A 25,138-nucleotide genomic window follows, 5' to 3' on the forward strand; every position below is an offset into this window, starting at 1 on the left:
TAAGTATATTCTGTTATCCTTTCAGTCTAAAAAAGCCTTTAATCATTGAACAAACTTCAATATTTTAATTGATATAAAAAAACAGTTATATAATTTATAACGGTTTTTTAAAAAGTATCCATTTGCTGATTTTATGAGCCGCAACTAATACATCCTTCCTGCATGGTGCAAACAGCGCCTTCTGTTATGGTGGCTGTTACATCGGTTTCGGCTGCAGCTTCTGCCACTGGTATTACCGGTTGTGCAGTAATTTCTGCCTGTTTCTCTACAGTAAACTGAACAGCCTGTGTGGCTGCCTGTGACCGCAGATAATACATGCCTGTTTTAAGGCCTTTTTTCCATGCATAAAAATGCATAGAAGTAAGTTTGGATGAGTTGGGAGCATCTACAAACAAATTCAATGATTGCGATTGGCAGATAAATGCACCTCTGTCGGCAGCCATATCAATAATATTTCTTTGTTTAATTTCCCAAACTGTTTTGTACAATTCTTTAATATCTGCGGGTATTTCTGCTATGTTTTGAATAGAACCATTGGCCGCAATAATCTTCGTTTTCATGGTGTTATTCCACAAACCCAATTGAATTAAATCTTTCAGTAAATGTTTGTTTACTATGATGTATTCACCGCTTAATACCCTTCTGGTATAAATATTAGAAGTGTAGGGTTCAAAACATTCATTATTGCCGAGTATTTGCGAGGTAGAGGCTGTGGGCATGGGTGCAACCAGTAATGAATTGCGAACGCCATATTGTTTTACTTCCTGCCTCAGTGCTTCCCAGTTCCAACGGTTAGAAGGGGTTGCATCCCACATATCGAACTGGAAAATACCTTTTGATAAGGGTGAGCCGGCAAATGTTTCATAAGCACCTTCCTGAATGGCCAGGTCTTTACTGGCTGTCATGGCAGCAAAATAAATAGTTTCAAAAATTTCTTTATTTAACATTTTAGCTAAGTCACTTTCAAAAGGCAGGCGTAATAAAATAAACACATCTGCCAACCCCTGTACACCTAAACCAATGGGGCGGTGTTTTAGGTTTGAATTTCTGGCTTCTTCTACCGGATAATAATTATGATCAATGATGCGGTTTAAATTAATGGTAGCGGTATAAGTAACCTCATATAATTTTTCGTGATTAAAACTGCCGTTTTCTACAAAGCGTGGCAATGCCAGCGAAGCCAGATTACATACCGCCACTTCTTCAGGCGACGTGTACTCCATAATTTCAGTACATAGGTTACTGCTTTTAATGGTGCCTAAGTTTTGTTGATTGCTTTTGCGGTTGGCAGCATCTTTATACAACATATAAGGTGTGCCGGTTTCTATTTGCGATTCCATTATTTTAAACCAAAGCTCTTGTGCTTTAATGGTTTTGCGGGCCCTGCCTTCTGCTTCATACTGTGTGTACAATTTTTCAAAAGCTTCGCCCCAGCAGTCGCTTAAGCCGGGTGCTTCATTAGGGCAAAATAAACTCCATTCTTCGTTGGCTTCTACTCGTTTCATAAACAAATCGGGAATCCATAGTGCATAAAATAAATCTCTTGCCCGCAATTCTTCTTTGCCGTGATTTTTTTTCAGGTCTAAAAATTCAAATACATCGGCATGCCAGGGTTCTAAATACACTGCAAAGGCGCCTTTTCTTTTACCGCCTCCTTGGTCTACATATCGTGCTGTATCATTAAATACCCGCAGCATAGGCACAATGCCATTGCTGGTGCCATTGGTGCCGCCAATATAACTGCCCGTAGCACGTATATTATGAATGGCTAATCCAATACCACCCGCACTTTGCGATATTTTTGCGGTTTGTTTTAATGTATCATAAATGCCATCAATACTATCTTCTTTCATGGTTAACAAAAAGCAGGAGCTCATTTGTGGTTTGGGTGTGCCTGCATTAAACAGGGTAGGTGTAGCATGGGTAAACCAGCGCTCACTCATTAAATGATAGGTTTTAATGGCGCTTTCTACATCTTTTTTATGAATACCAATGGCTACCCGCATATACATGTGTTGCGGCCGTTCTACAATTTTGCCATTGATTTTAAGCAGGTATGATTTTTCTAATGTTTTAAATCCAAAATAATCAAAGGCAAAATCGCGGTCATAAATAATGGTACTGTCTAATAATTCTGCGTTGGTTTCAATTACTTCCATTACATCATCTGCTATTAATGGCATTTTTTTTCCGGAATGTGTATCAGTGTAATTGTATAAAAGCCGCATGGTTGCAGAAAAACTTTTGATGGTGTTTTTGTGTAGATTGCTTACGGCAATACGTGAAGCCAGAATAGCATAGTCGGGGTGCGTAATGGTGAGCGATGCGGCGGTTTCGGCAGCTAAATTATCTAATTCTGCAGTGTGTACGCCATCGTAAATACCCTCAATGGTTTTTTTGGCTACATCAATCACATTCACCATTGGGCTAAGGCTGTAGGATAATTTTTGTATTCGTGCGGTTACTTTATCAAATTTTACGGTTTCTTTTCTTCCGTCTCTTTTTATTACGTGCATGGTCAAACTATTTTAATTGAAATTATTTTATTGGGATATTGAATTACTTTAAAAATCCTCATCCAATGAAAAAGATTGTGATACATTGTTGGTACTCATTACACCGGCTTTTTGATAGTCGCCCACTCTTTTTTCAAAGAAATTGGTTTTGCCTTGTAGCGAAATCATTTCCATAAAGTCGAATGGATTGGTGGCATTGTACACCTTTGGGTAGCCCAGTTCAACCAACCAGCGGTCGGCCACAAATTCAATGTATTGTTGCATTAATTTGGCATTCATACCAATTAAATCTACCGGTAGTGCTTCCGTAATAAATTCTTTTTCAATGGTCACTGCATCAGTAATAATGCTTTTTACCTGTGCTTCCGATAATTTGTTTTGCAGCATTTTATACAACAGGCATGCAAATTCGCAGTGCAAACCTTCATCACGTGAAATCAATTCGTTACTGAAAGTTAATCCGGGCATCAAACCTCGTTTCTTGAGCCAGAAAATAGAGCAGAAGCTGCCACTGAAAAAAATGCCTTCTACGGCTGCAAACGCAACCAGTCTTTCTGCAAAATTGCCATTGGTTATCCAGCGCAAAGCCCATTCTGCTTTTTTCTTTACGGCAGGCACAGTATCTATGGCATGAAATAATCTGTTTTTTTCTTCGGGATTTTTAATGTAAGTATCTATTAACAACGCATAGGTTTCTGAGTGAATGTTTTCCATCATAATCTGAAAGCCATAAAAACAGCGTGCTTCCGGCAGTTGAACTTCGCTCATAAAATTAACCGCTAAATTTTCATTGACAATTCCATCGCTGGCTGCAAAAAAGGCGAGGATATGTGAAATAAAATGGCGTTCGCCGTTATTCAGGTTTTCCCAATCTTTTAAATCTGAGCTCAAATCAATCTCTTCTGCGGTCCAGAAACTGGCTTCATGTTGTTTGTATTTTTCCCAAATAGCCGGATAGTTAATGGGCAGAATTACAAAGCGATCTTTGTTTTCTTTCAATAAAATTTCATCACTGCTCATAGTATTACAATTTTTTTGTTTTATGAATATTCGGTGCTGAAGTGGTTGTTATATAAACCGGAATAAGTGGTTGCCGGCCTATACTGAACTAACCTGCTTTTCGCCCGAAAGCATTGCTATGTGTTGGTTTAAGGCAGGTCTTCTGACTTCCCATGATTTGGCTACCTTCCCATTTCTTTTGAAACAGTGGTGTGTTTTGCCAAAACATTTGAAAATGGGTAACAGCTACGGGGATAGTTCAGGACTTACACCTGATTCCCTATTCATTCCATGTGAAGGAAACCCTAAACCGAGCAGCAAAATAGTTAAGCTTGGGTTTAAATGGCAAAATTGTTATTAACCCCATGTTGAAAACATATTTCTCTTCAAACAAAAAAAACTGCACTAATCTTTTTTGTTCAATCCACCTCATACAAAGGAATGATTTTTTTTAACGAATACAATTTGTGGAAGGCCTGTGAAAAATTTTTGGATTCAATACTTTGGAGATATTGGGTTTTCAGATAAAATATATCGAAAAATAATGGAATTAGGATGGGATTTTAATTTGAAGTGAAGCTGCCGCCGGTTTTAGTTCATCCTCAGAAAGTGTGTTGGTTTCTATGTTAATGAGTAATCTATCGTTTGCTAAAAAAATTAATTCGTATTTATTGTTGTTTTTTTGATATGTTTCCATGTCTTTTTGCCCCATAAAATCAATTGATTTGGTGTAGCCGTCTTCTGATTCGGATTGAATATTCATTTTTGTAAGATGATTCAGCGAATAAATACCTGCTCCGGCATCGCCTGCACAATCAAATAGCGTTAATTTAATTTTTTGGCTGCCATCTTCGTTTTTATAAGTAGCATCTGCGGTTGAAAAGCCCATCATGTGGGTTGCCTCAAAACTGCTTCTTTTTAAGTTGAGCAATTGTTCGGGTAATAAAGCATTGTGCTGACTGGTAGTTAGTGGAGGTAGTTTTTTAATTCATTTACTTTTTGCCCCATTGCCTTTTACCGGCGGCATCTGAAAGGCCGGCCATTCAGGTCAACATCAACTTTTGTTGTATCGTCATCGCTGGTAATGGGGGTTTTGTGTTTGTTTTGCAGGCAGTTGAAAATGCAATCAATACAATTACAAGCAGCAATATTCTTTTCATAAAAAAGTTGATGTTCCATGCATCAAAATTGGTGCATTGCATAGCCTATTCATCCACGCAGTAATAAATTACAACTTCTGGGCTACTAATCGCAACACATCGGCACTGCCTGAATGAAATTTTCCTTCTGAAAGGATTACTTCTTTTTGGCCACAACTGATAATATGTAATAATTGAAAATCGGCACAGAGTGTGGGTGCATCGTATAATAAATTAGGATCGGTTGGTCCTCCACTTTTATGATGTATTTGTTCTTTGCTGAAAGATTCTACCACTAAGTAACCACCGGGTTTTATGGAGGCTACTACATTGGCGTGAAACTTTTTTCGGAGGGGTTCGGGTAAATGCACATAAATGAGTGCTACCGCATCATATTGTTTTTCCGGAACATAATCATTGATATCTTTTACTTCATAATGAATAGTGACACCCAATGATGCTGCACGTTGCAGTGCTTTTTCTTTTGCTACTGCACTGTAATCAAATGTATCAACGGTACACCCTTGCTGTGCAGCATAAATGGCATTGCGCCCTTCGCCTTCGGCGGGTAATAATATTGTGCCCGGTTTGTTGTTATCAATAAATGTTTTGAAAAACTGGTTTGGTTCTAATCCATACACTGAGTCATTTTCTGCATACCGTTGGTCCCAAAAATTTGTCATCATTTTATTCTTTTTTCAATATCACCCATTAACAATAAAAATAGCGGGCACAATTATTACAATATAACCCGGGTTCTCACTTTTCTTTATTTTTCTTCACTTGCAATAGGCAGTAATTCTTCTTCAATTACCTGTTTAAATACTTTTTTGGGTAAAGCACCGGGCTGCATCATGGGTTGACCTTCTGCCGGTATGAATAAAAAAGTAGGTATGCTTTGAATGCCAAATACGCCAGCCAGTTCCTGTTCTTTTTCGGTATCTACTTTATAAACAATCAGTTTTCCTTCATATTCATTCGATAATTCCTCTAAAACAGGAGCTACCATTTTGCAAGGCCCGCACCAGTCTGCATAAAAATCAATAATAGCAGGCAAGTTGCCTTTGTATTTCCATTCCTGTTCTTTGGTATAATCAAAAACAAAGTCTTTGAATTCCTGGGTGGTTAAATGTTTCGTTGCCATTGTAAAATTTTTAGCGAAGTTACAACATCAGTTTTTGTTGTTTGGTGATGTTTATCACATAATGGGTTGTATAACCGGGCAAAAAGAGGAACCATTATTTGCTGTTTGTTTAAAAAAAGGAATTTTTTTTGGGTGATATATGTCACAGTACAGGCTTTTTGCTGATGATAGTTTTGCATCAAATTTTTAACACGATGCTAAGAATGAAAAGAAAGTATGCAGTCAGTGCCTTCATTGGCGTATGTTTAATGTTGTTCAATCATCTGGTATCAGCGCAGGATAGTACGCAGGTTTTAACCTTGGCCGATGCTATTACAAGGGCATCTTCCAATAACAAATCAGTACAACTGGCAGGGGTTGACGAACAAATTGCTCAAAGCAATTATAAACAAACCGATGCCATATTTTTACCACAGGTTGGAGTTTCTTATACAGCTATGAGTACCAATAATCCCTTGAATGCATTTGGATTTAAACTGCAGCAAAAATCCATTACACAGGCTGATTTCAATCCTGATTTATTGAATCATCCTTCTGGTACACCAGATTTTTCCACCCAATTATCTGTACAGCAACCGCTATTAAATTTGGATATGTTGTATATGCGGAAAGGTGCAGCTAAACAATCTGAATTGTATCAGTTTAAAACAAAGCGTACAAAAGAATATGTTACCTATGAAGTACAGAAAGCTTATCTGCAACTTCAGTTGGCTTATGATGCAGTGAAAGTGTTGCAGGAAGCGGCACAAACTGCACATGCCATGTACCAGCTCACCAATAATTATTTTAATCAGGGTCTGGTTCAGAAATCTGATGTACTGAATGCACAGGTGCATGAAAGTATGGTAACCACCAATTTGGCCAATGCAAAAAGTAATATTAGAAATGCAAGTGACTATTTAAGTTTTTTGATGGGCGTACCTGCAGGCTTGGTATATGTGATTGCCGATAAAAATATTGATGATATTATCGTTGCAGATACAGCTATAAAAGTTCCGGATGCACGTGCCGATTTTATGGCTATGAAAACCGCAATAGAAGCCAGTAATCTGATGATTAAAAGCAGCAAAATGAGTTATTTACCTAAGCTGAATGCTTTTGGAAATTATCAACTGAACGATAGCCGCATGTTTGGCTTTGGTGCCAATGCTTATTTGGCCGGCATACAACTTTCCTGGAATATTTTTAATGGTAACAGAACCAAAAATACCATTGTTACCAAAACATTGGAGCGCAATAAGCTGGAACAACAATTGGCACAACAAAAAGACCAAAGTCAATTAGAACTCAATAAAACTAATCGCGATTTACAGGATGCCCGGTTTCAAATTGAGCAGCAGCACGCTGCCATTCAACAGGCTGCAGAGGCTTTGCGCATTCTGCAAAACAGATACGAGCAGGGCTTAGTAAAAACTACTGATGTGCTGATGGCCGAAACACAACTGGCACAACAAAAATTAGGACTGGCACAGGCACAGTATAATTACCAGTCAACCAAAGCTTATATACAATTTTTAACTACAACCACTCATTAATAAAAATTTCAAAAAATAGCTATGAATAAAAATGTAAAGACCACTACCGTTATGTTGGCAATGACAGGCCTGTTTTTTTCTGCCTGCTCATCTAATGAAAAAAAGCAGGAAAATACAACTGCGATTCTTCCGGTTGAAGTAAAAATGGCCTTACCCAATGCTGCAACCCAAAATGCATTGAGTTTAGGCGGACAAATAGAAGCGGTGCAAAGTGCCAATATCAGCACACGTGTAATGGGTTATATTACATCAATGAAAGTAAAAGTAGGTGATCACGTAACACAAGGTCAGTTATTGGCTACCATCAGCAATCAGGATATGTTGGCCAAAAGAGCACAGGCCGATGCCATGATTGCAGAAGCAGAAGCTGCATTAAAAAATGCACAAAAAGATTACGATCGCTTTACTGCATTGTACCAACAACAAAGTGCTTCTGCCAAAGAGTTGGATAATGTTACTTTACAATACAATGCTGCCAAATCAAGAGTAGATGCTGCCAGGCAAATGCGTAATGAGGTAAATGCCATGTTAGCTTATACCAGTCTAATAGCTCCATTTAGTGGTGTTGTAACACAAAAAATGGCCGATGCAGGTAGTATGGCCAATCCCGGAATGCCATTGTTAACCATTGAAAAATCAGGCAGTTTTCAGGTAAGTATTGCAGTGCCGGAATCGCAAATTAACAATATGCACATGGGTAACGTAGTGCCATTATACATTCAGGCCATTAATAAAACCATAAAAGGAAGCATTACACAAATAAGCCAGAGTGCACAGTACACCGGCGGTCAGTATATTGTTAAAGTAGCCATTCCCGAAAATGAAAAAACTGGTTTATATGCAGGCATGTATGTAACCGCACAATTGCCTGTTAAACAAACTACAAATGTATTGAATACAAGCAACGATGCTGTAATGGTTCCCGTATCTGCTATTTTTTATAAAGATGAACTAACCGGTTTGTATACAGTTTCAGCCAATCATACTGCTTTATTACGTTGGGTTCGCTTAGGTAAACAAATGGGTAATGATGTAGAAGTGTTATCCGGATTAAGTAAAGATGAGCCATTTATATTGAGCGCAAACGGAAAATTAGCGGATGGAGTTCCTGTGAAAGAAATAAAATAATACCAGGTTGTTGAATAACATTGAAAGTTGCACCAATTAAGCGGTTAATAAAATAATTGCTGACATTATAAACTATTAGAAAATTTATTATGGAAAAAGGATTTGCGGGAAATATTGCCAAAGCATTCATACAGAGTAAACTCACCATTCTGTTAATGATTGCTTTTTTACTGATAGGTGCATACAGTACCTATTTAATTCCGCGGGAAGAAGAACCACAAATTGAAGTGCCAATGGCCGATGTGTTGGTAGGGTTTCCCGGGGCAGAACCACAAGAAGTAGAATCGAAAGTTACTGCACCATTAGAAAAAATTATTTCTAATGTAAAAGGTGTTGAATATGTATACTCAACTACCATGCAGGGAAGAGCCATGTTAATTGTACAGTTTTATGTAGGGGAAGATGTAGAACGTTCATTGGTAAAATTGTACAATGAACTGATGAAGAATATGGATAAGCTGCCACAGGGCGTTACACTGCCATTGGTGAAAACACGTGCTATTGATGATGTTCCTGTATTAGGTCTTACCTTATGGAGTAATCATTACGATGATTATGCTTTGCGCCAAATGGGCGAAGTGCTTACCAACGAAATTAAAAAAGTACCTGATGTATCGGCTGTAAATATTATTGGCGGACGAAGCCGTGTGGTAAAAGTAATTTTGAACAAAGATAAAATGGCCGAGTACCATGTTGATTTTTTGAGTATCGCCAAACAAATGCAGGGCAATAATGCACAATTAGCATCAGGTACTATGTTAAAAAGTGATACAGCTTTTGCGGTTGAAACAGGAAACTTTTTAACCAATGCAGATGATGTGGCTAATTTAATTATCGGCACCAATCAACAACAACCGGTATTTCTGCGCCAGGTGGCAAAAGTGGTAGATGGCCCTGAAACACCCAGCCAATATGTATATTTTGGTTATGGAAAAGCAGATACGTCAAAAGATGCCCGTTATGCATCTGCCTATCCTGCTGTAACTTTATCCATTGCTAAAAAGAAAGGAGCTGATGCCATGCAGATTTCTGAGGAAATTCTTTCTAAAATCAACCATATTAAAAGCCAGTTAATTCCGGCCGATGTGCATGTAACTACAACGCGTAATTATGGTGAAACAGCCTCTGAAAAAGTATCTGAGTTATTGTTTCACTTATTCATAGCCATTGTGGTAGTTACCTTATTTGTAATGCTGGCGATGGGCTGGCGCGGTGGATTAGTGGTATTCTTATCCGTACCGGTAACTTTTGCATTAACTTTATTTGCCTATTATTTTCTGCATTACACATTGAATCGTATTACCTTATTTGCACTGGTATTTATTACGGGTATTGTTGTAGATGATTCCATTATTATTGCCGAAAACATGCACCGGCATTTTAAGATGAAACGGCTTCCGCCATTGCAGGCTGCAATCTATGCCATTAATGAAGTAGGTAATCCTACTATTCTGGCTACATTTACGGTTATTGCAGCGGTATTGCCTATGGCATTTGTATCTGGATTGATGGGACCATACATGAGCCCCATGCCCATAGGCGCCTCTATTGCTATGATGTTGTCTTTAATTGTAGCGCTTACATTAACACCTTACCTGGGTTATTTATTCTTGAGAGAAAAAGAACATCATGGCAAAGAGAAACCTCCGGTAGTGCTGGAAAAAACAGGTATTTACAAAATTTATAAATCATTTATCAACCCCATGCTGCAAACCAGATGGAAGCGTTGGGCATTCATGATTAGCATTGTTGTAATTCTACTTGCATCCATGTTGATGTTCTACACAAAGGCAGTTGCCGTTAAAATGCTACCTTTTGATAATAAGAATGAGTTTCAGGTAGTAATAGATATGCCAGAAGGAAGTACTTTGGAAAAAACTGCTGCTGTTACCAAAGAAATTGCTGAATATGTTTCGCATCAGCCCATGGTAGAAAACTATCAGGAATATATTGGAACAGCCGGGCCTATTAGTTTTAACGGGTTGGTACGCCACTACGATTTTAGAAGAGGCGATAATATGGCCGATATACAAATAAACTTAGTAAAAAAAGAAGATCGCAAAGAGCAAAGCCATGCCATAGCTAAAAGCATGCGTCCCGGCATTCAGGAAATTGCCAAGAAGTACAATGCCAATGTTAAAATTGTGGAAGTGCCACCGGGCCCTCCGGTATTATCAACTTTAGTAGCTGAAGTGTATGGCCCCGATTACAGGCAACAAATTGCCATTGCCCGACAAATTAAACAGTTATTTGCCAAAACGCCAGATGTGGTGGATGTAGACTGGCGGGTAGAGCACGACCAAACTGAATATAAGTTTGATGTGGATAAAGAAAAAGCCATGCGTTATGGTATTGCACCGGCGCAGGTGGTAGCTACCATGCATGCAGCTTTATCGAACAGCAATGTGGGTACGTTACATGTACCTTCCAGTTATGATCCGGTGAATATTTCGCTTCAGTTAAGTGATGCCGATAAATCAGATATCAATGCGCTTAAAAATTTAAAAGTGATCAATCAGCAAGGCAATGCCATTCCGGTTGGCGATTTGGTAACCATTACACGTGGCATTAAAGAAAAAAGCATTTATCGCAAAAACCAAAAACGGGTGGTATATGTAACGGCAGATATGGCTGGCAAATTAGAAAGCCCATCTTATGCCATGAGTGATATTTCTGACAAACTCAATACCATACAATTACCAGCAGGCTATACATTAAAAGAAGAGTATACCCATGCGCCTAAGTTAGAAGATCATTTCTCATTAAAGTGGGATGGTGAATGGCAAATTACTTATGAAGTTTTCCGCGATTTAGGTATTGCTTTTGTAGTAGTTATTTTAATTATTTATATGTTAATAGTAGGCTGGTTCCAAAACTTTACCGTTCCTATTATTATGTTGGCGGCCATACCTTTATCTTTAATTGGAATTATTATTGGGCACTGGATGATGGGTGCATTCTTTACCGCCACTTCTATGATTGGATTTATTGCCTTAGCAGGGGTAATGGTGCGTAATTCGGTGTTGTTAATTGATTTTATCAATATTCGCTTACGCGAAGGTATTCCATTAAAGCAAGCTATTATTGAAGCCGGTGCCGTTAGAACCACGCCTATTTTATTAACAGCAGGAGCGGTGGCATTGGGTGCTATTGTTATTTTGTTCGATCCTATTTTCCAGGGTTTGGCTATATCTTTAATGGGTGGTACCATTACTTCTACCTTCTTAACTTTATTGGTAGTGCCATTATTGTATTATAAAATGATGCGTAAAAAATATCCTGAACCTACTAATCTCAATCAACAACCTGATGGCGAAAATACCATCACACAATAATCACCTTAAAAACAATGGTATATGAAAATGTTAGTCATCACAAGTATTAAAGAGGATTTGCTGGCTGTAACACATATCCTCGAAAAAGCCAAAGTGCCGGTATTTAGTGTTACCGATACCATTGGCCATAAGTCAGAACACAATAATTATGTGTTGAATAATTGGTTTGCCAGTGGTGATGCACAAACCAGTGCTTTATTTTTCTTCAGCTTTACTGATGATGATAAAGCCCAACATGCGCTGCAAGAAGTAAAGAAGTTTAATAATGAAACGCCCAGTGCATTTCCTATCCGGGCTTTTATTGTACCTGTTGAAACAAGTAGTTATTAATCAATTTTAAAAAATAAACAAATGAGAGAACGTATTGTACGTGCCGTTGCCGGCAGTTTGGTATTAGTAAGTGTAGTATTAATTTATTTTGTTTCCATAAACTGGATATGGTTAAGTGTGTTTGTAGGTGTTAATTTGCTGCAATCATCCTTTACCCGGTTTTGTCCGTTAGAAAAAATATTAGATGGTTTTGGTGTGCCATCTAATAATGGAAAATGTTGTTGAGTTAGAGAGAACAGTGGCGTAAGGTTAGGCTAACAGTGTGGTTGCTGTTAGCCTTTTTGTATTACTAAAACCGTTTGCCAACTGAAAAACCTATCCAGGGTACAAATCCATACTGATTAATAACCGGTGTGCAACTTATTCTCCACATCATGTTTTTAGTGGTATGTCTTCTGTAACCGATACTTGGAATAAAGTTTACAAAATGATCATCATAAATGGTTTTCTTTTGCCAAAATAATTTTGCATTTTCTCGGGCAAAGGTGGTGCCTATTCCTACATCTAAAAATCCTTTAGGGTTTTTGGTGGCAAATAAATAGTTAATGCCAATTGGCAGCGTTAAGTAAAATGTATTTTCTGAATACATGCCTACGCCTAAACGCACTCCTAACCCCGGTTTTTTGGATAATTGCCGTTCATAATTAGCAGAAATAAACAGGCCATTACCGCCTGCTTCTATATAGATATCGTTTTTTTTAAAAGATGTTTGGGCAAAGCAATGCTGAGCCAACAATAACAAGGAGATGATAAAAATATATATATTCATTTTGTTTATTTAGAAATGATAAGATAAGGCAGGTGTTAACGTAACCGCTTCAAATGTTCCGGTTGAAATGAGGAAATAAACCCTACTACGAATACCCAAAGAAAAATGCCGATCAATTGGTTTAAAATAACCTAAACCCACAAATATGCCACCTTCTTCTAACCCATTGTTTTTATAATTACGCTCTGCCAGATTAATCAGGTTATTATAATTTTCTAGTGAAATTTCCTGCTGGTTAGAACGGAGATAAAACAACCCTGCCTGGAATTTCCAATTGTTTTTAAGTTTATTAAAAGTTCCCTCATAAGCAAACTGGTAAAAATGGTTGATATGACGAATGGTGAAATTTTCTATTTGTAAATAAATGGAATTAAACGGCCCATCGAAATTAATTTTTTTACCATTTACCGATTGTGCATAAGCTATGCTGAGGGTAGAACTACTATCCATTTGAAATTTTAATTCTAAGCCTGCAATTGAACCCACAAAATTCTTTTTATAAAAATAGGTTTTAGGGTTAGGCCCACCCAGCTCATCATAGCTTCTCACAAAAAAATTTCCATTTAATCCATAATTCGCTTCTAATGAAAATTTACTTTTTTGAGCGTGTAACACCACACTATTTATAAGAAAAATACCCATAATTAATGTTATCTTTTGTTTCATGTTACTGTGGTTTTACATTGTAAATAACTTTTTGTTTTGGTGGTGTTATCATAGTGTTGCAAAACATCACTTCATCTGTGTTACTCAAATTTCTCATTTGAAAATTTATTTTTGTACCTGATAATTTAAATTGAGTGGGAAGTGTAAGAGTAGATAAACTATCTTCTGTGTTGTTTTTAGTTATATATTTAATAATAAATACATACCCGGTACTACCTGAACAGCTGTTTATATTTCGATCTACACTACCTTTAAAAAATTCAGGAGAATTTTTACGACACGATAAAAATGTCAGCAAAACTGCGGAAATAAAAAAGAAAAATTTCATAATGAGATTTTTAATTGTTTTGAAATAGTCTTTTATATGCATAGTGGGCTATGCTCCCTTAATAATTGATGGTTTTTATTTTCATGACCATTGTGTTTTATTCTGCAATCACTTAATTATTGGGGTGTGTCCAACAGGGTTGCTTACAAATTTTAAATTGATGATGTATAAGAATATTTTTTTATTGTATTGATACATTTTGAATATAGCTAAAAAATGAAATAGGATATAATTATACATGGTAATAAAGTTTAACGCAACAATATTAAATAATAAAATTAATAACTATTCAATTATTTTAATTAAATTTTAAAAATATCGTGTTTTTATGGTGTTTTATTACCAAAAAAGGTAAAATTTGATGTAAATGAGTAGATTATAAATAATATATTATTTTATTTAATTGCAGTTTAACAACTTTAAATTAAATAACTTATCATTTGTATTGTTATGAGTTGTAGCAGTGGTTACAAAGTAAGGAATGGGCAATGTGTAATTTCCCCCATTCCTATTTTTTCGTTGTGTACAAGTTGCTTAAAATGATTGTTGCGTTTCGAGTGGACAATGGTTTATTTAAAAACATAACCAATTGAAACAACCGCTTGCAGCGCCCCATTAAATCCGGATACTGTTGTACTGGTTTCATTTAATATCAAAATACCACCATAGCCATTAAAATAAAATTGTTTAAATTGTTTTTGATAGCCTATGTTTAGGTAAATACCTGCCTGTTTCGGTGCTGCATCTTTTTCCGAAACTTGTTTTGATTTGCTTTGAATGGCAAATGGGTTGGTTAACAGATATTGACTGAGTGAAAGATAACCACCTGTATAATTTTTGGTATGCCTTAATTTTTTTGTTCTGTTTTGCAAAGCATAATAATATCTTATTTCCGCAGTTCCTGTAAAATGATAACTAGTAACCGGGTCTGCCACATAAACACCAAATGATTGATTATACATTCTTACCCCCGCATTCACTGCTACCGATACATTTTTATCCAGCGCATGTTCATAATTACCCAGTAACATTATATCAGGTACATAGTAGCTCAAATTCTTTAGGGGTGTTGCTATGGTTAACCTATAAATATTTTTCTGTATAAAATAGGCATTACTATCCGAACTATTCAGTTTCTTTTCATTAAAATCATTGTTTCCCCCTTTTTGACAAAACACATAAATAGGTATAAAAAATATAGTTAACAAGATAATTTTTTTCATATTATATATTTTATTACATTTATTTTTTCTGTATAATTGCTCTTATGCCATGCCAATTACTTCCTACTCTTGCTCTGGCATAAAAACTTCCAGCTTTCAATTCATATTTGTAATTATACTGAGCAGGGTAACCACCTGGTACACCTCCATTAACTTTATAAGTAACTCCAATATTTTGATCTAAAATCCATGTATTTTCGTGGCTATATCCTTGTGCTTTTTCTCCTTTACCTAATTGCCACTTTAACCTATACTGATTGTCAAGATTATTCATCACTTTTGTATATTCTGCCCATCTTGTACTATAGGATCTATCGATTTGATTTAATATTTTATTCTCAAATTGATTAAATAAATTAGTATATACATTCCCAACAAGATGATTAAATCCATTATCTAAATAAGTTGCAACTTCACTATTTGTAAGTGAATATTGTAATGCACTTACACTTATGTTTACATGTAATGCCTGTAATAAGTGATTCCCTAATTTAAAGTCTGCAAAACCTGCTACTTCTGGTTTACTAGGAACGGCATAAGAGTTTGGATGTGGCATTATATAATTGGTTTCTAAACTCATATTATCAAATCCAGTAAATAATTCATCAGCGTAAGATGCGCCCCAGTATGTAATCCATAAAAATTTTTTCTCTCTTTGTATCTTAGCTTTCATTTCAATTTTATTGTAAATGCCTAAAAATTCAATTTTTCTTGTTTTAAAATTCAATCTTCTCTTATCCCAGTCATTAAATATTATGGCTAAATTATCATTGTTAAAATCTGGTTTTATGAAATTAACATAATAATCCGGAACACCATTAATACCCGGTGCACCTCCGCCGCCAAAGTCGGGCATGCCACCGTTTATTTCTTGTAAATAAATAATTTTATTTAAATTTAATATATCATCGCCTAATGCAGCTTCATCTCTGATAACACCTGTTATCACTTCGTATTGATTATTGCCTAGTGGTGTTTCATTGGGAATAGCTAAAAAATTTGGATTATAGAATAGATTATCTACATTATCCTGGAATAATTCCAGATAGGCATCAATAACATCCATATTAACCTGAAACTGTCCAATACGCGTAAATTGGTATAACTGGTTTTCAATAATTACATCTAAGTCTTCATTAACAATTTGTTGTAATGTTTCATTGGGTAGCGCTTCCATTTTCATGTCTATCAAATACTCTTCCTGACTCACTATTGAATTGGGAGTTGAATTTTGTGTTAATAATGCAGTATGTTTATTCTCTGATGATTTAGCTTCAAAATTGTTTACAACTGTTTTAAAACTTTTAAAGTGGGGTAATACCAGGTGAGCATACTCCGGAGATTGTTCTACTTTTTCATAAAAAGCTTTAAAACTTTCTTTGTTGGCAAATTGTAAAATTCCATTGGGAAAGTGTTTGTCTATTCTGATGGTTGGAATTAGTAAATTGTTATAATTGTTTATCCCCCGGAAATCTTTAGAACATGAGGCCATGAATAGAAGAACCGGTAGTGTTGCTAATATAATTTTTGTATTCATTTTCATTACATTTTAAATTATTATGTAAAAACTATTTTTATAGGTTAATTATTAAACCGGAAAACGGGTAAAAAAAGAAATAGGATAGGGTTTTACATGATAATTTATTTTAACGCAACAATATTAAATAATAAAATTAATAACTATTCAATTATTTTAATTAAATTTTAAAAATACCGTGTTTTTACGGTGTATTATTACCAAAAAAGGTAAAATTTGATGTAAATGAGTAGTGTATAAATACTTAAAAATAATTATATTATTATGGTTTCTTTCAATCCTTAAAAAAGTAGATGGCATCATTCGTCTGAAACCTGTTCGCCAAGCCAACTTGTGTTTTTATAAACTTTATTATAAGAGTATACGACATAAAAATAAAAAGGCTGCCGTTGAAAGGCAACCCTTGTATGTTGTAATGTAATTGGTAATAAGATAATTATAACTGAGCTGCTTTGGCTAAATAGGCTGCCAATTGTTGAATGGCGGCGGCATCTACTTTAATTTGTTCCTGTGCTTCCTGCCAGTTGCGTTGCTCTATGGCTTCGCGTATGCCGGGCATGGTTTTAACGCCATAGCCGGTATAAAAGCCCGGTGCATATAAAGTGTGTTTGTACCAGGGGCGGCGGGGTAATCCGTTTAACGATAACAATTGCTGCTCGGCCCGGTATAATGCTTTGTTGAGCGATTCCTGCATACTGCTGTTTTGTAATGCTTTTTCCCAGGTAATGGCCAAACTGTCGCTGCTGTTTTTTAATGCCACCACCGCATTTTGTAAAGGCGAAAAATCTAAGTAGGGTACTGCGGGTTTTTCAGAAGGGAATACCATTTTTTTAGTTGGGTCGGCAGCTAATTGAAACTGATGGGTGGCAATTATTTTATTTTCTACCATCGTACTCATGCGCATTTGTTGCACGTTTTGCATTAACTCGTTAATGTACCCATCAACTGTTTTGTGTAAACTTCTAAAATCAAAAGGCAATACATCGGCTTCTGCCATGCGTAAAGCAGCTCTTCCTGCGGTTTGCGCCAAGGCCACACCGTAAGCAAATGTAGGGTCTTTAAAACGGCGGTACATATCCCATGAATCATAAATAGAGTGGTATTCGCCGCCTGCATCTTCACCCCCAAAACCTAAATCTAAACAAGGCACGCCTAAGTGCTGAATAAAAGAAGAATAATCAGAGCCTGAGCCCATGGCGCCTAATTCTAATGTGTGTTCTTTCATTAAAGCCTGTTTCTTTTCATCAGAAGGAGCGTGTACAATCTGCTCGGCCAGTCTTCTTTTAAAAATACTCACACCAGTTTCAGGATCTTTTACTGTTTCACTAATTTGGTACATAAAATTATTCAGTGCATGTGAGCCTTCTGCATTCAGAAAGCCCCTGCCGTTACCATCAGAGTTAATGTATACTACTGCTTTTTGTTGCAATTCTTTTCCATGATCTTCGGCCCATTCGGTGCTGCCCAATAAACCGGGTTCTTCTCCATCCCATGCGCAGTATACTAAAGTACGTTTGGGTTGCCAGCCTTTTTTCACTAATTCGCCAATGGCTTTGGCTTCTTCTAATAATGCAGATTGCCCGCTGATAGGGTCATTGGCGCCATTTACCCATGCATCGTGGTGGTTGCCTCTAATTACCCATTCATCAGGGAAGGTACTGCCTTTTATTTTCGCAATTACATCATAAGCCGGCCGAATCTTCCAATCAAATGCCAATTTTAAATGTACAATGGCATTGCCGGGGCCAACATGGTAGGTAATGGGTAAGCCGCCTGTCCAGTCTGCAGGTGCTATCGGCCCGTCTAAAGCGGCTAATAAAGGTTGTGCATCATGGTAACTGATCGGCAGTACCGGAATTTTTAATATGGTGGTAGCATCTTTACGGTCTAATCTCTGTGCATTTTCAGTAGCACCAACACCCGGTGTTAAGGGGTCGCCGGGGTATAATACCATATCCATTACACTGCCACGCTGAACACCATATTCATTTTTGAATGGGCCTTTGGGGTAAACATCACCACGGCTGTAACCATCATCTTTTGGGTCGGAATAAATAATACAACCAATAGCACCATGTTCATAAGCTACTTTTGGTTTAATGCCTCGCCAGCTTCTGCCATATTTGGCAATTACAATTTTCCCTTTTACATCAACGCCTAATTTGGCAAGGGTTTCATAATCGCTGGGTAATCCATAATTTACAAATACCAATTGTCCGGTTACATCACCATCGGCACTCCAGGCATTGTAAGTGGGTAATTGCCCATCCTGCCCGCTGGTAGCATCTTCTTTTAAGGCAGGTTCTTTTAAAATGGCAGTGTATTTAGTGGGTGAAGTCATTTCTAAAACCCTGGTAATAGGTGTGGGAAATAAAACCTGATAGGTTTCAATATGTGCATCCCAACCCCATGATTTGTATTTGGCTAAAATAGTTTCTGCAACGGCTTTACTGCCGGGCGATCCAATTTCGTGTGGTTTGGCTGATAGCTCCTGAATGGTGTTGCCTACATTTTGTGCACTTAATAAAGCATCAAATTGTTGCTCTAATGCCATTTGTTTGGCACTTGTTTTTTCGGTAAAGCCAGTGATGGCAGTAGGTTGCGACCATGTGCTTTGTTGCAAACTTAATAGGCCAATGCCCATTAGTAGTAATGTTTTTCTCATGTTCCTTGTTTTGTTAGTGGGGAAATAAAACCTATAGCAATATAGGCTTTTTAAAGGAATAGATTGGGCAAATAAAATGGCATCCATCATTTTTAATGCAATTTTTAAAGGGGTAAAATGATGGTAGATGTAATAAAATTATATTTTAATTCTTATCAATTGCGCTACTTGCATCAATGCGGTATGTAAAACAGGCTGCTGAAAACCATTGAAAATACAGAACTTAGCTGTTTAAAATATACAGCATTGTATCAGAAACTACAGGCCGATTTTTTATTTACGGGAAAAGATTGGTTACATAACGGTGAGGTATTGATTACTTTGCCAGACGGAACCATTGAAGCTATTGTTGCGGAGGCAGATGCAGGTGAAGCGATACAAAAAATAGAAGGTGTACTTTGTCCCGGATTTGTAAACACCCATTGCCACTTAGAGTTGAGCCATTTAAAAGGTACTATCCCTATGCATACCGGCCTGGTAAATTTTGTTTTGGAAATTATTACCAAACGATTTGTTGAACCAGAAGCTATTGAACAGGCAATTGTTGCAGCCGAAGCAGAAATGCTACGGAATGGTATTGTTGCAGTAGGCGATATTTGTAATACTGACCATACCCTTGCACAAAAACAACAATCTGCTTTACATTACTACAACTTTATTGAAACCAGCGGATGGCTACCTGCTATTGCTACAAAACGCTTTGAACAAGCTAAAAATTTATGGCAACAATTTTCAATGCCTAAAAGCATCGTGCCACATGCGCCTTACTCTATTTCTACTGTATTATGGCAAAAAATAGCACCCCAATTTTCAGGCAATGTTATTACCATGCACAATCAGGAAACACCTGCTGAAGATGCTTTATTTAGGAATGGTACCGGCGAATTTTTGCGTATGTATCGGCAAATGCAAATAGATAACGGCTTTTTTATTCCTTCGGGAAAAAGCAGTTTGCAAACTGTAGCGCCTTATTTCAACAATGCCTCTGCTGTTGTTTTGGTACACAATACATTTTCAACGAAGGATGATTTAATGTGGATACAACAATGGGCACAGCAATATAACAAGCAGCTTTTTGCTGCCATTTGTATTAATGCCAATTTATACATTGAACAGCAAGTGCCTCCCGTTAGTGATATGATTGATGCTGGTATAGCTATAACCATTGGTACAGATAGTTTGGCCAGTAATCATTCACTCAGTGTGTTGGACGAAATAACAACTATTAACCAGTATTTTCCAAAAGTTCCATTATCTAATTTACTGGAATGGGCAACGCACAATGGCGCCAGGGCATTGGGTATGGAAAATAATTTGGGCACTTTTATGCCACATACTAAACCGGGTATTTTGCAATTGAAAGGCATAGATGTTCAATGCAATAGCATTAAAAATGCACAGGTAAAAAGGCTTATGTAAAATTCCACTGGATTAAGCAGATAGTATTTCCTGTAAAATATCTAAACTTTTCAGCTTCCCGAATTCGGGAATATGTAAGGATAGGTAAAGCTGCAATGCTTGTAAAATGGCTCTTCTGGTACTTTGGTTTAACACAACTTCGCCAATAGTTTCAATTTGTTTGGGCATAATTTGCAATAAAGCAGCGGTGGCTTTTGCTGTTTCGTTTTCCATAAAATAATCATGATTGGGTTGCCTGGTTACATAAAAGCCTTCCTGTAAATCGAGCCAGGGTGTTGCAGCATTATATTGCCCTTGAATTTGGAAACCCAGAATCGCTGCAGCCTGCAGGGTAAAATAAATGGGAAGATTGGCTACCAGCAAATCATTTCCGGTATCAGTTAATTGTAAAGCCTGCCGGGTTAAATAAAACAGTTCAACATGTGCTTCGGGTTGTTGTAAGCTGTGTTGCAGCAATTCTACAATATATGAGGTAACGGTATGCCTCTTTACATCGTTTAAAACATTATGGTAAATATAACTCCAGCTAAATTCTTTAATAAACTGCAGTTGTTTTTGCTGGTGGTGATATACTTCTAATGCCAATATAGCACCGGGTTGAAAATAAATAGCCTGCGCCTGTTTGCGGCGGGTTGACTGGTGTACACCTTTTACAATATAGCTCTGTATGCCAAATAACTCAGTATATATTTGGGTAATAATACTGGTTTCGCCATAACGGGTAGTTCTTAATACAATACCATTGGTTGTAAATACCATGATGTGGAAGCTAATAGTTGTAAATAGGCTTCAAATATAACAGTAGCCACCACAATTTAGGTTGCTTTAAATTTATAAAGCAGCGGTAAATTGTTGTAAAAATCGAACATCGTTTTGTGAATACAGGCGTAAATCATTTACACGGTATTTTAACTGGCAAATGCGTTCTATGCCCATGCCAAATGCAAAGCCGGTGTATTTGTTGGAGTCAATATTAAAATTCTCCAATACTTTGGGGTGAACCATGCCACTTCCTAAAATTTCTACCCAGCCGGTATGTTTACAAACGGTGCAGCCTTTGCCAGCGCATATCAGGCAACTGATATCCATTTCTGCACTGGGTTCGGTAAAAGGAAAATAAGATGGCCTGAAACGCACTTTGGTATCTTTTCCAAACATTTCCTGTACAAAAAAATAGAGGGTTTGTTTTAAATCGGCAAAGCTTACATTTTCATCTACATACAAACCTTCTACCTGATGAAAAAAGCAATGTGCTCTGGCGCTAATGGTTTCATTTCGGTAAACGCGGCCCGGACAAATTACCCTTATAGGTGGCTTTTGTTGTTCCATTACCCTAGCCTGTACACTGCTGGTATGGGTTCTTAACAGCCATGCGGGGTTTTGGTTAATGTAAAAGGTATCTTGCATGTCGCGTGCCGGATGATCTTCAGGCAAATTCATGGCGCCAAAGTTGTGCCAATCGTCTTCAATTTCAGGCCCTTCTGCTACCGCAAAGCCTAATCTCTGAAAAATAGTAACAATTTGATGTCGCACAATGCTTAATGGGTGCAATGTACCTGCGGGAATGGGATCACCCGGTAAGCTCCAGTCGGTATCAACTGTTGCAGCTGTTGATGTATGATTGAGTGCGGCAAAAGATTGAAATCTTTCTTCTACCAGCAGTTTAAACTCGTTCAATAGTTGGCCCGCAGCCCGCTTTTGTTCGGCGGGTACCTGTTTCATTTCAGCCATTAAACTTTTTACCAAACCTTTGGTACCCAGATATTTTATTCGAAAACTTTCTACCTCATCTACATTTTGCGGGGTAAAAGCCAGTACTTCTTTCTTGTAATTTTCTAACTGTGTTGCTAACTGTTCCATTTGGCGAAGATAAAGAAATGAAAGCATCTGCTACAGAGGCATTTTTATGAATTTTACAACTGAAACAGGGCGATATTTTCAAAAAATAGCAATCAAGTACTTAAATACCTACATTTGCCTTTGATGAATGTAGATAATATGGAATACAACACCGCAAGAAGCTTATTAAGTATGCGGGAATATGGCAGGCATATTCACAAAATGGTTGAGTATGTAATGACCATAGAAGACCGCCAAAAAAGAAATGAACAGGCTAAGGCTGTAATAGAATTGATGGGTTTTTTAAACCCGCATTTGCGGAATGTAGAAGATTTCAGGCACATGCTTTGGGATCATTTATTCTTTATCAGCGATTTTAAATTGGATGTTGATAGTCCATACCCCATTCCGCAGAAAGAAACGTATAAAGCAAAGTCCGATCCGCTGCCTTATCCCAAACACAAACCCAAATATTCACATTTAGGCAGGAATTTAGAAGTGGTAATTGATAAAGCATTGAAGGAAGAAAATCCGGAAAAGAAAGCCGGATTTGCCAATGCCATTGCCTATTACATGAAACTGGCCTATAGCAACTGGCATAAAGAGTTGGTGCATGATGATGCTATTAGAAGTGAGTTGGATAGTATTACCGGTGGTGCATTAGAGTTTAGCAATACACCCTATATTAAACACCGCAACCAGAATTTTGAACGCGATGAGTATGCCCGTTCAGGTAACAATGGCCGCAGGCAGCAAAATTTCAGTAATCGAATTAATAATAACCAGCGCAATAATAATAACGGTAACAGAAATGGCGGTACATCCGGTAATCGCAATAATAACCAACGCGATAACCGCAATGCCGGACAACGCGATACCCGAACCAATAACTTCAAAAAAAGATATTGATACCCTATCATGCCGGCTATTAAAAATATTTCATGCAAGGGGAGCTGTCTACGATAGCTCTCTTTATTTTTGAGCCATTATTTTAAAACAATTGTTTATGCACGCATTTGAAGTGATAGGGGGTAAAAAATTACGCGGCGAAATTGTACCGCAAGGCGCTAAAAATGAAGCGCTTCAAATTTTAGCTGCCGTTTTGCTTACGCCGGAAACAGTTACCATTCATAATATTCCCGATATTATTGATGTAAATATTTTAATTGATTTGCTGGCCGATATGGGTGTAACGGTACAGCGCTTGGGTAGGCATAGCTGTAGCTTTACAGCATCAAATGTAAATACCGATTATCTTTCATCTGAAGCATTTAGAAATAAAGGCAGTAAGTTAAGAGGCAGTGTTATGTTGGCCGGCGCTATGCTTGGGCGTTATAAAAAAGCCTATTTGCCCAAACCGGGCGGCGATAAAATTGGCCGAAGAAGATTAGATACCCATATTATTGGATTTGAAAAATTAGGAGCCAGTTATGTATATCAGGAAAAATTAGGTTGCTTTGAAATGTCGGCTCCACAATTAAAAGGGGCATTTATGTTATTGGATGAACCTTCTGTTACCGGAACGGCCAATATTGTTATGGCTGCTGTATTGGCCGAAGGCAATACCTCCATATACAATGCAGCCTGCGAACCCTATATTCAACAACTGTGTAAAATGCTGAATAGAATGGGTGCCCGCATTACAGGCATTGGTAGTAATTTATTACAAATTGAGGGGGTAGATGCCTTAAGCGGAACTGACCATACCCTGCTGCCCGATATGATTGAAGTTGGCAGTTTTATTGGTTTGGCAGCTATGACGCAAAGTAATCTTACCATAAAAGGTGCCGGTGTACAACACCTGGGCGTTATACCTGAAAAATTTCAGCAATTGGGTATCCATCTGGAAATAAAAGGCGATGATATTATGATACCTGAACAAGATGTATATGAAATTCAAACCTATTTAGATGGGGGTATTCTCACCATCTATGACCATCCCTGGCCCGGCTTTACACCCGATTTACTCAGCATTGTGCTGGTAGTGGCCATTCAGGCAAGGGGTAGTGTATTGGTGCACCAAAAAATGTTTGAAAGCCGTTTGTTTTTTGTAGATAAATTAATTGATATGGGTGCGCAAATTATTTTATGCGATCCGCATCGTGCAACCGTAATCGGCCTGGCACGCAAAAATAAATTAAAAGGAATTACCATGAGCAGCCCCGATATCAGAGCCGGTCAGGCTTTGCTCATTGCTGCTTTGAGTGCTGAAGGTACCAGTATTATTCAAAATATTGAACAAATTGACCGAGGCTATCAAAACATTGATGAACGCTTACGCAATATTGGTGCACAAATTAAACGAATTGATTAATGCTGCTTTTATAAGATAGTAAGAGGTATAGTCTCATCAACATCTGCACTACAAGTTCTATTCATATAATATATTACTTGCTGTAAGCGAATATAGGCCTGTTTTTAAGAAGGTCATTCTCTCAATTCGTGTCTTCGGTTATTTAATAACGCATTGTTAACTTTAATTTATTTTTTCATTTATTTTTCTTTGCCTTACTAAATTTTTATACCTTACACTACATAATTGTAATGTGTATTAATCTTCACATTG

The 25,138-nt window shown here is 37.3% G+C and carries 22 protein-coding genes and 1 riboswitch; of the genes, 8 read left to right on the forward strand and 14 right to left on the reverse strand.

Annotated features, from left to right (window positions below; genetic code table 11):
• Nucleotides 1-131 precede the first annotated feature (131 nt).
• The 6 genes from AC3QLY_RS06140 to trxA form a co-directional block, all read right to left on the reverse strand.
• Nucleotides 132-2,516, reverse strand: a complete 2,385-nt coding sequence (locus AC3QLY_RS06140) for a ribonucleoside-diphosphate reductase subunit alpha (protein ID WP_218332052.1) — start codon at nt 2,514-2,516, stop codon at nt 132-134.
• A gap of 48 nt (nt 2,517-2,564) precedes the next feature.
• A complete protein-coding gene (locus AC3QLY_RS06145) occupies nt 2,565-3,536 on the reverse strand; it encodes a ribonucleoside-diphosphate reductase small subunit (RefSeq protein ID WP_218332050.1) in 972 nt (323 codons plus the stop codon).
• A 115-nt stretch (nt 3,537-3,651) separates the two neighbouring features.
• Nucleotides 3,652-3,838: riboswitch (cobalamin riboswitch) on the reverse strand.
• Nucleotides 3,839-4,065: 227 nt separating this feature from the next.
• Complete coding sequence (locus tag AC3QLY_RS06150) at nt 4,066-4,407, reverse strand: hypothetical protein (protein WP_218332048.1); 342 nt, start codon at nt 4,405-4,407, stop codon at nt 4,066-4,068.
• A 122-nt stretch (nt 4,408-4,529) separates the two neighbouring features.
• Entirely contained in the window at nt 4,530-4,694 is a 165-nt protein-coding gene (locus tag AC3QLY_RS06155) for a hypothetical protein (protein WP_218332046.1), read from the reverse strand.
• Between the two features lie 49 nt (nt 4,695-4,743).
• On the reverse strand, nt 4,744-5,340 hold the full coding sequence (locus tag AC3QLY_RS06160) for a class I SAM-dependent methyltransferase (protein ID WP_218332044.1): 597 nt from the start codon (nt 5,338-5,340) through the stop codon (nt 4,744-4,746).
• An 83-nt stretch (nt 5,341-5,423) separates the two neighbouring features.
• Nucleotides 5,424-5,798 carry a thioredoxin gene (trxA, locus tag AC3QLY_RS06165; RefSeq protein ID WP_218332042.1) on the reverse strand — a complete coding sequence of 125 codons (375 nt, stop codon included), beginning with the start codon at nt 5,796-5,798 and terminating at the stop codon, nt 5,424-5,426.
• Between the two features lie 203 nt (nt 5,799-6,001).
• Between trxA and AC3QLY_RS06170 the strand changes: the two genes are divergently transcribed.
• The 5 genes from AC3QLY_RS06170 to AC3QLY_RS06190 all read left to right on the forward strand — a co-directional run bounded on the left by AC3QLY_RS06170 (nt 6,002) and on the right by AC3QLY_RS06190 (nt 12,351).
• Nucleotides 6,002-7,333, forward strand: coding sequence for a TolC family protein (locus AC3QLY_RS06170; RefSeq protein ID WP_287101034.1), 1,332 nt, complete (start codon nt 6,002-6,004; stop codon nt 7,331-7,333).
• A 21-nt stretch (nt 7,334-7,354) separates the two neighbouring features.
• A complete protein-coding gene (locus tag AC3QLY_RS06175) occupies nt 7,355-8,461 on the forward strand; it encodes an efflux RND transporter periplasmic adaptor subunit (protein WP_218331763.1) in 1,107 nt (368 codons plus the stop codon).
• Between the two features lie 89 nt (nt 8,462-8,550).
• Nucleotides 8,551-11,796 carry an efflux RND transporter permease subunit gene (locus AC3QLY_RS06180; protein ID WP_492990966.1) on the forward strand — a complete coding sequence of 1,082 codons (3,246 nt, stop codon included), beginning with the start codon at nt 8,551-8,553 and terminating at the stop codon, nt 11,794-11,796.
• A 21-nt stretch (nt 11,797-11,817) separates the two neighbouring features.
• On the forward strand, nt 11,818-12,126 hold the full coding sequence (locus AC3QLY_RS06185; RefSeq protein ID WP_218331759.1) for a hypothetical protein: 309 nt from the start codon (nt 11,818-11,820) through the stop codon (nt 12,124-12,126).
• 21 nt (nt 12,127-12,147) lie between these two features.
• On the forward strand, nt 12,148-12,351 hold the full coding sequence (locus tag AC3QLY_RS06190) for a YgaP family membrane protein (RefSeq protein ID WP_074421167.1): 204 nt from the start codon (nt 12,148-12,150) through the stop codon (nt 12,349-12,351).
• A 64-nt stretch (nt 12,352-12,415) separates the two neighbouring features.
• On the opposite strand, the gene AC3QLY_RS06195 is transcribed toward AC3QLY_RS06190, so the two are convergent.
• The 6 genes from AC3QLY_RS06195 to AC3QLY_RS06220 all read right to left on the reverse strand — a co-directional run bounded on the left by AC3QLY_RS06195 (nt 12,416) and on the right by AC3QLY_RS06220 (nt 19,314).
• Nucleotides 12,416-12,895, reverse strand: coding sequence for a hypothetical protein (locus tag AC3QLY_RS06195; RefSeq protein WP_492990969.1), 480 nt, complete (start codon nt 12,893-12,895; stop codon nt 12,416-12,418).
• 9 nt (nt 12,896-12,904) lie between these two features.
• Nucleotides 12,905-13,561, reverse strand: a complete 657-nt coding sequence (locus AC3QLY_RS06200; RefSeq protein ID WP_492990971.1) for a hypothetical protein — start codon at nt 13,559-13,561, stop codon at nt 12,905-12,907.
• Nucleotide 13,562: 1 nt separating this feature from the next.
• Entirely contained in the window at nt 13,563-13,889 is a 327-nt protein-coding gene (locus AC3QLY_RS06205) for a hypothetical protein (protein ID WP_111296850.1), read from the reverse strand.
• 569 nt (nt 13,890-14,458) lie between these two features.
• Nucleotides 14,459-15,112 carry a hypothetical protein gene (locus AC3QLY_RS06210; RefSeq protein WP_111296848.1) on the reverse strand — a complete coding sequence of 218 codons (654 nt, stop codon included), beginning with the start codon at nt 15,110-15,112 and terminating at the stop codon, nt 14,459-14,461.
• A 19-nt stretch (nt 15,113-15,131) separates the two neighbouring features.
• Nucleotides 15,132-16,649, reverse strand: coding sequence for a hypothetical protein (locus tag AC3QLY_RS06215; RefSeq protein WP_146250508.1), 1,518 nt, complete (start codon nt 16,647-16,649; stop codon nt 15,132-15,134).
• A gap of 436 nt (nt 16,650-17,085) precedes the next feature.
• Complete coding sequence (locus AC3QLY_RS06220; protein ID WP_492990974.1) at nt 17,086-19,314, reverse strand: transferrin receptor-like dimerization domain-containing protein; 2,229 nt, start codon at nt 19,312-19,314, stop codon at nt 17,086-17,088.
• Nucleotides 19,315-19,560: 246 nt separating this feature from the next.
• Here AC3QLY_RS06220 and AC3QLY_RS06225 point away from each other — a divergent pair, with 246 nt between their 5' ends.
• Entirely contained in the window at nt 19,561-20,733 is a 1,173-nt protein-coding gene (locus tag AC3QLY_RS06225) for an amidohydrolase family protein (RefSeq protein ID WP_074421161.1), read from the forward strand.
• A 12-nt stretch (nt 20,734-20,745) separates the two neighbouring features.
• Here AC3QLY_RS06225 and recO read toward each other — a convergent pair whose 3' ends face one another.
• Together recO and pheS are read right to left on the reverse strand one after the other, a co-directional pair.
• Nucleotides 20,746-21,492 carry a DNA repair protein RecO gene (recO, locus tag AC3QLY_RS06230; protein WP_074421162.1) on the reverse strand — a complete coding sequence of 249 codons (747 nt, stop codon included), beginning with the start codon at nt 21,490-21,492 and terminating at the stop codon, nt 20,746-20,748.
• Nucleotides 21,493-21,564: 72 nt separating this feature from the next.
• Nucleotides 21,565-22,593, reverse strand: a complete 1,029-nt coding sequence (pheS, locus tag AC3QLY_RS06235; protein ID WP_074421163.1) for a phenylalanine--tRNA ligase subunit alpha — start codon at nt 22,591-22,593, stop codon at nt 21,565-21,567.
• Between the two features lie 138 nt (nt 22,594-22,731).
• On the opposite strand from pheS, the gene AC3QLY_RS06240 reads away from it, so the two are divergent.
• Together AC3QLY_RS06240 and murA are read left to right on the forward strand one after the other, a co-directional pair.
• Nucleotides 22,732-23,481 carry a DUF4290 domain-containing protein gene (locus AC3QLY_RS06240; protein WP_074421171.1) on the forward strand — a complete coding sequence of 250 codons (750 nt, stop codon included), beginning with the start codon at nt 22,732-22,734 and terminating at the stop codon, nt 23,479-23,481.
• A 97-nt stretch (nt 23,482-23,578) separates the two neighbouring features.
• Nucleotides 23,579-24,886, forward strand: a complete 1,308-nt coding sequence (gene murA, locus AC3QLY_RS06245; RefSeq protein ID WP_074421164.1) for a UDP-N-acetylglucosamine 1-carboxyvinyltransferase — start codon at nt 23,579-23,581, stop codon at nt 24,884-24,886.
• Nucleotides 24,887-25,138 lie beyond the last annotated feature (252 nt).

The sequence above is a fragment of the Hydrotalea sp. GW822-HT8A01 genome (assembly GCF_058798575.1).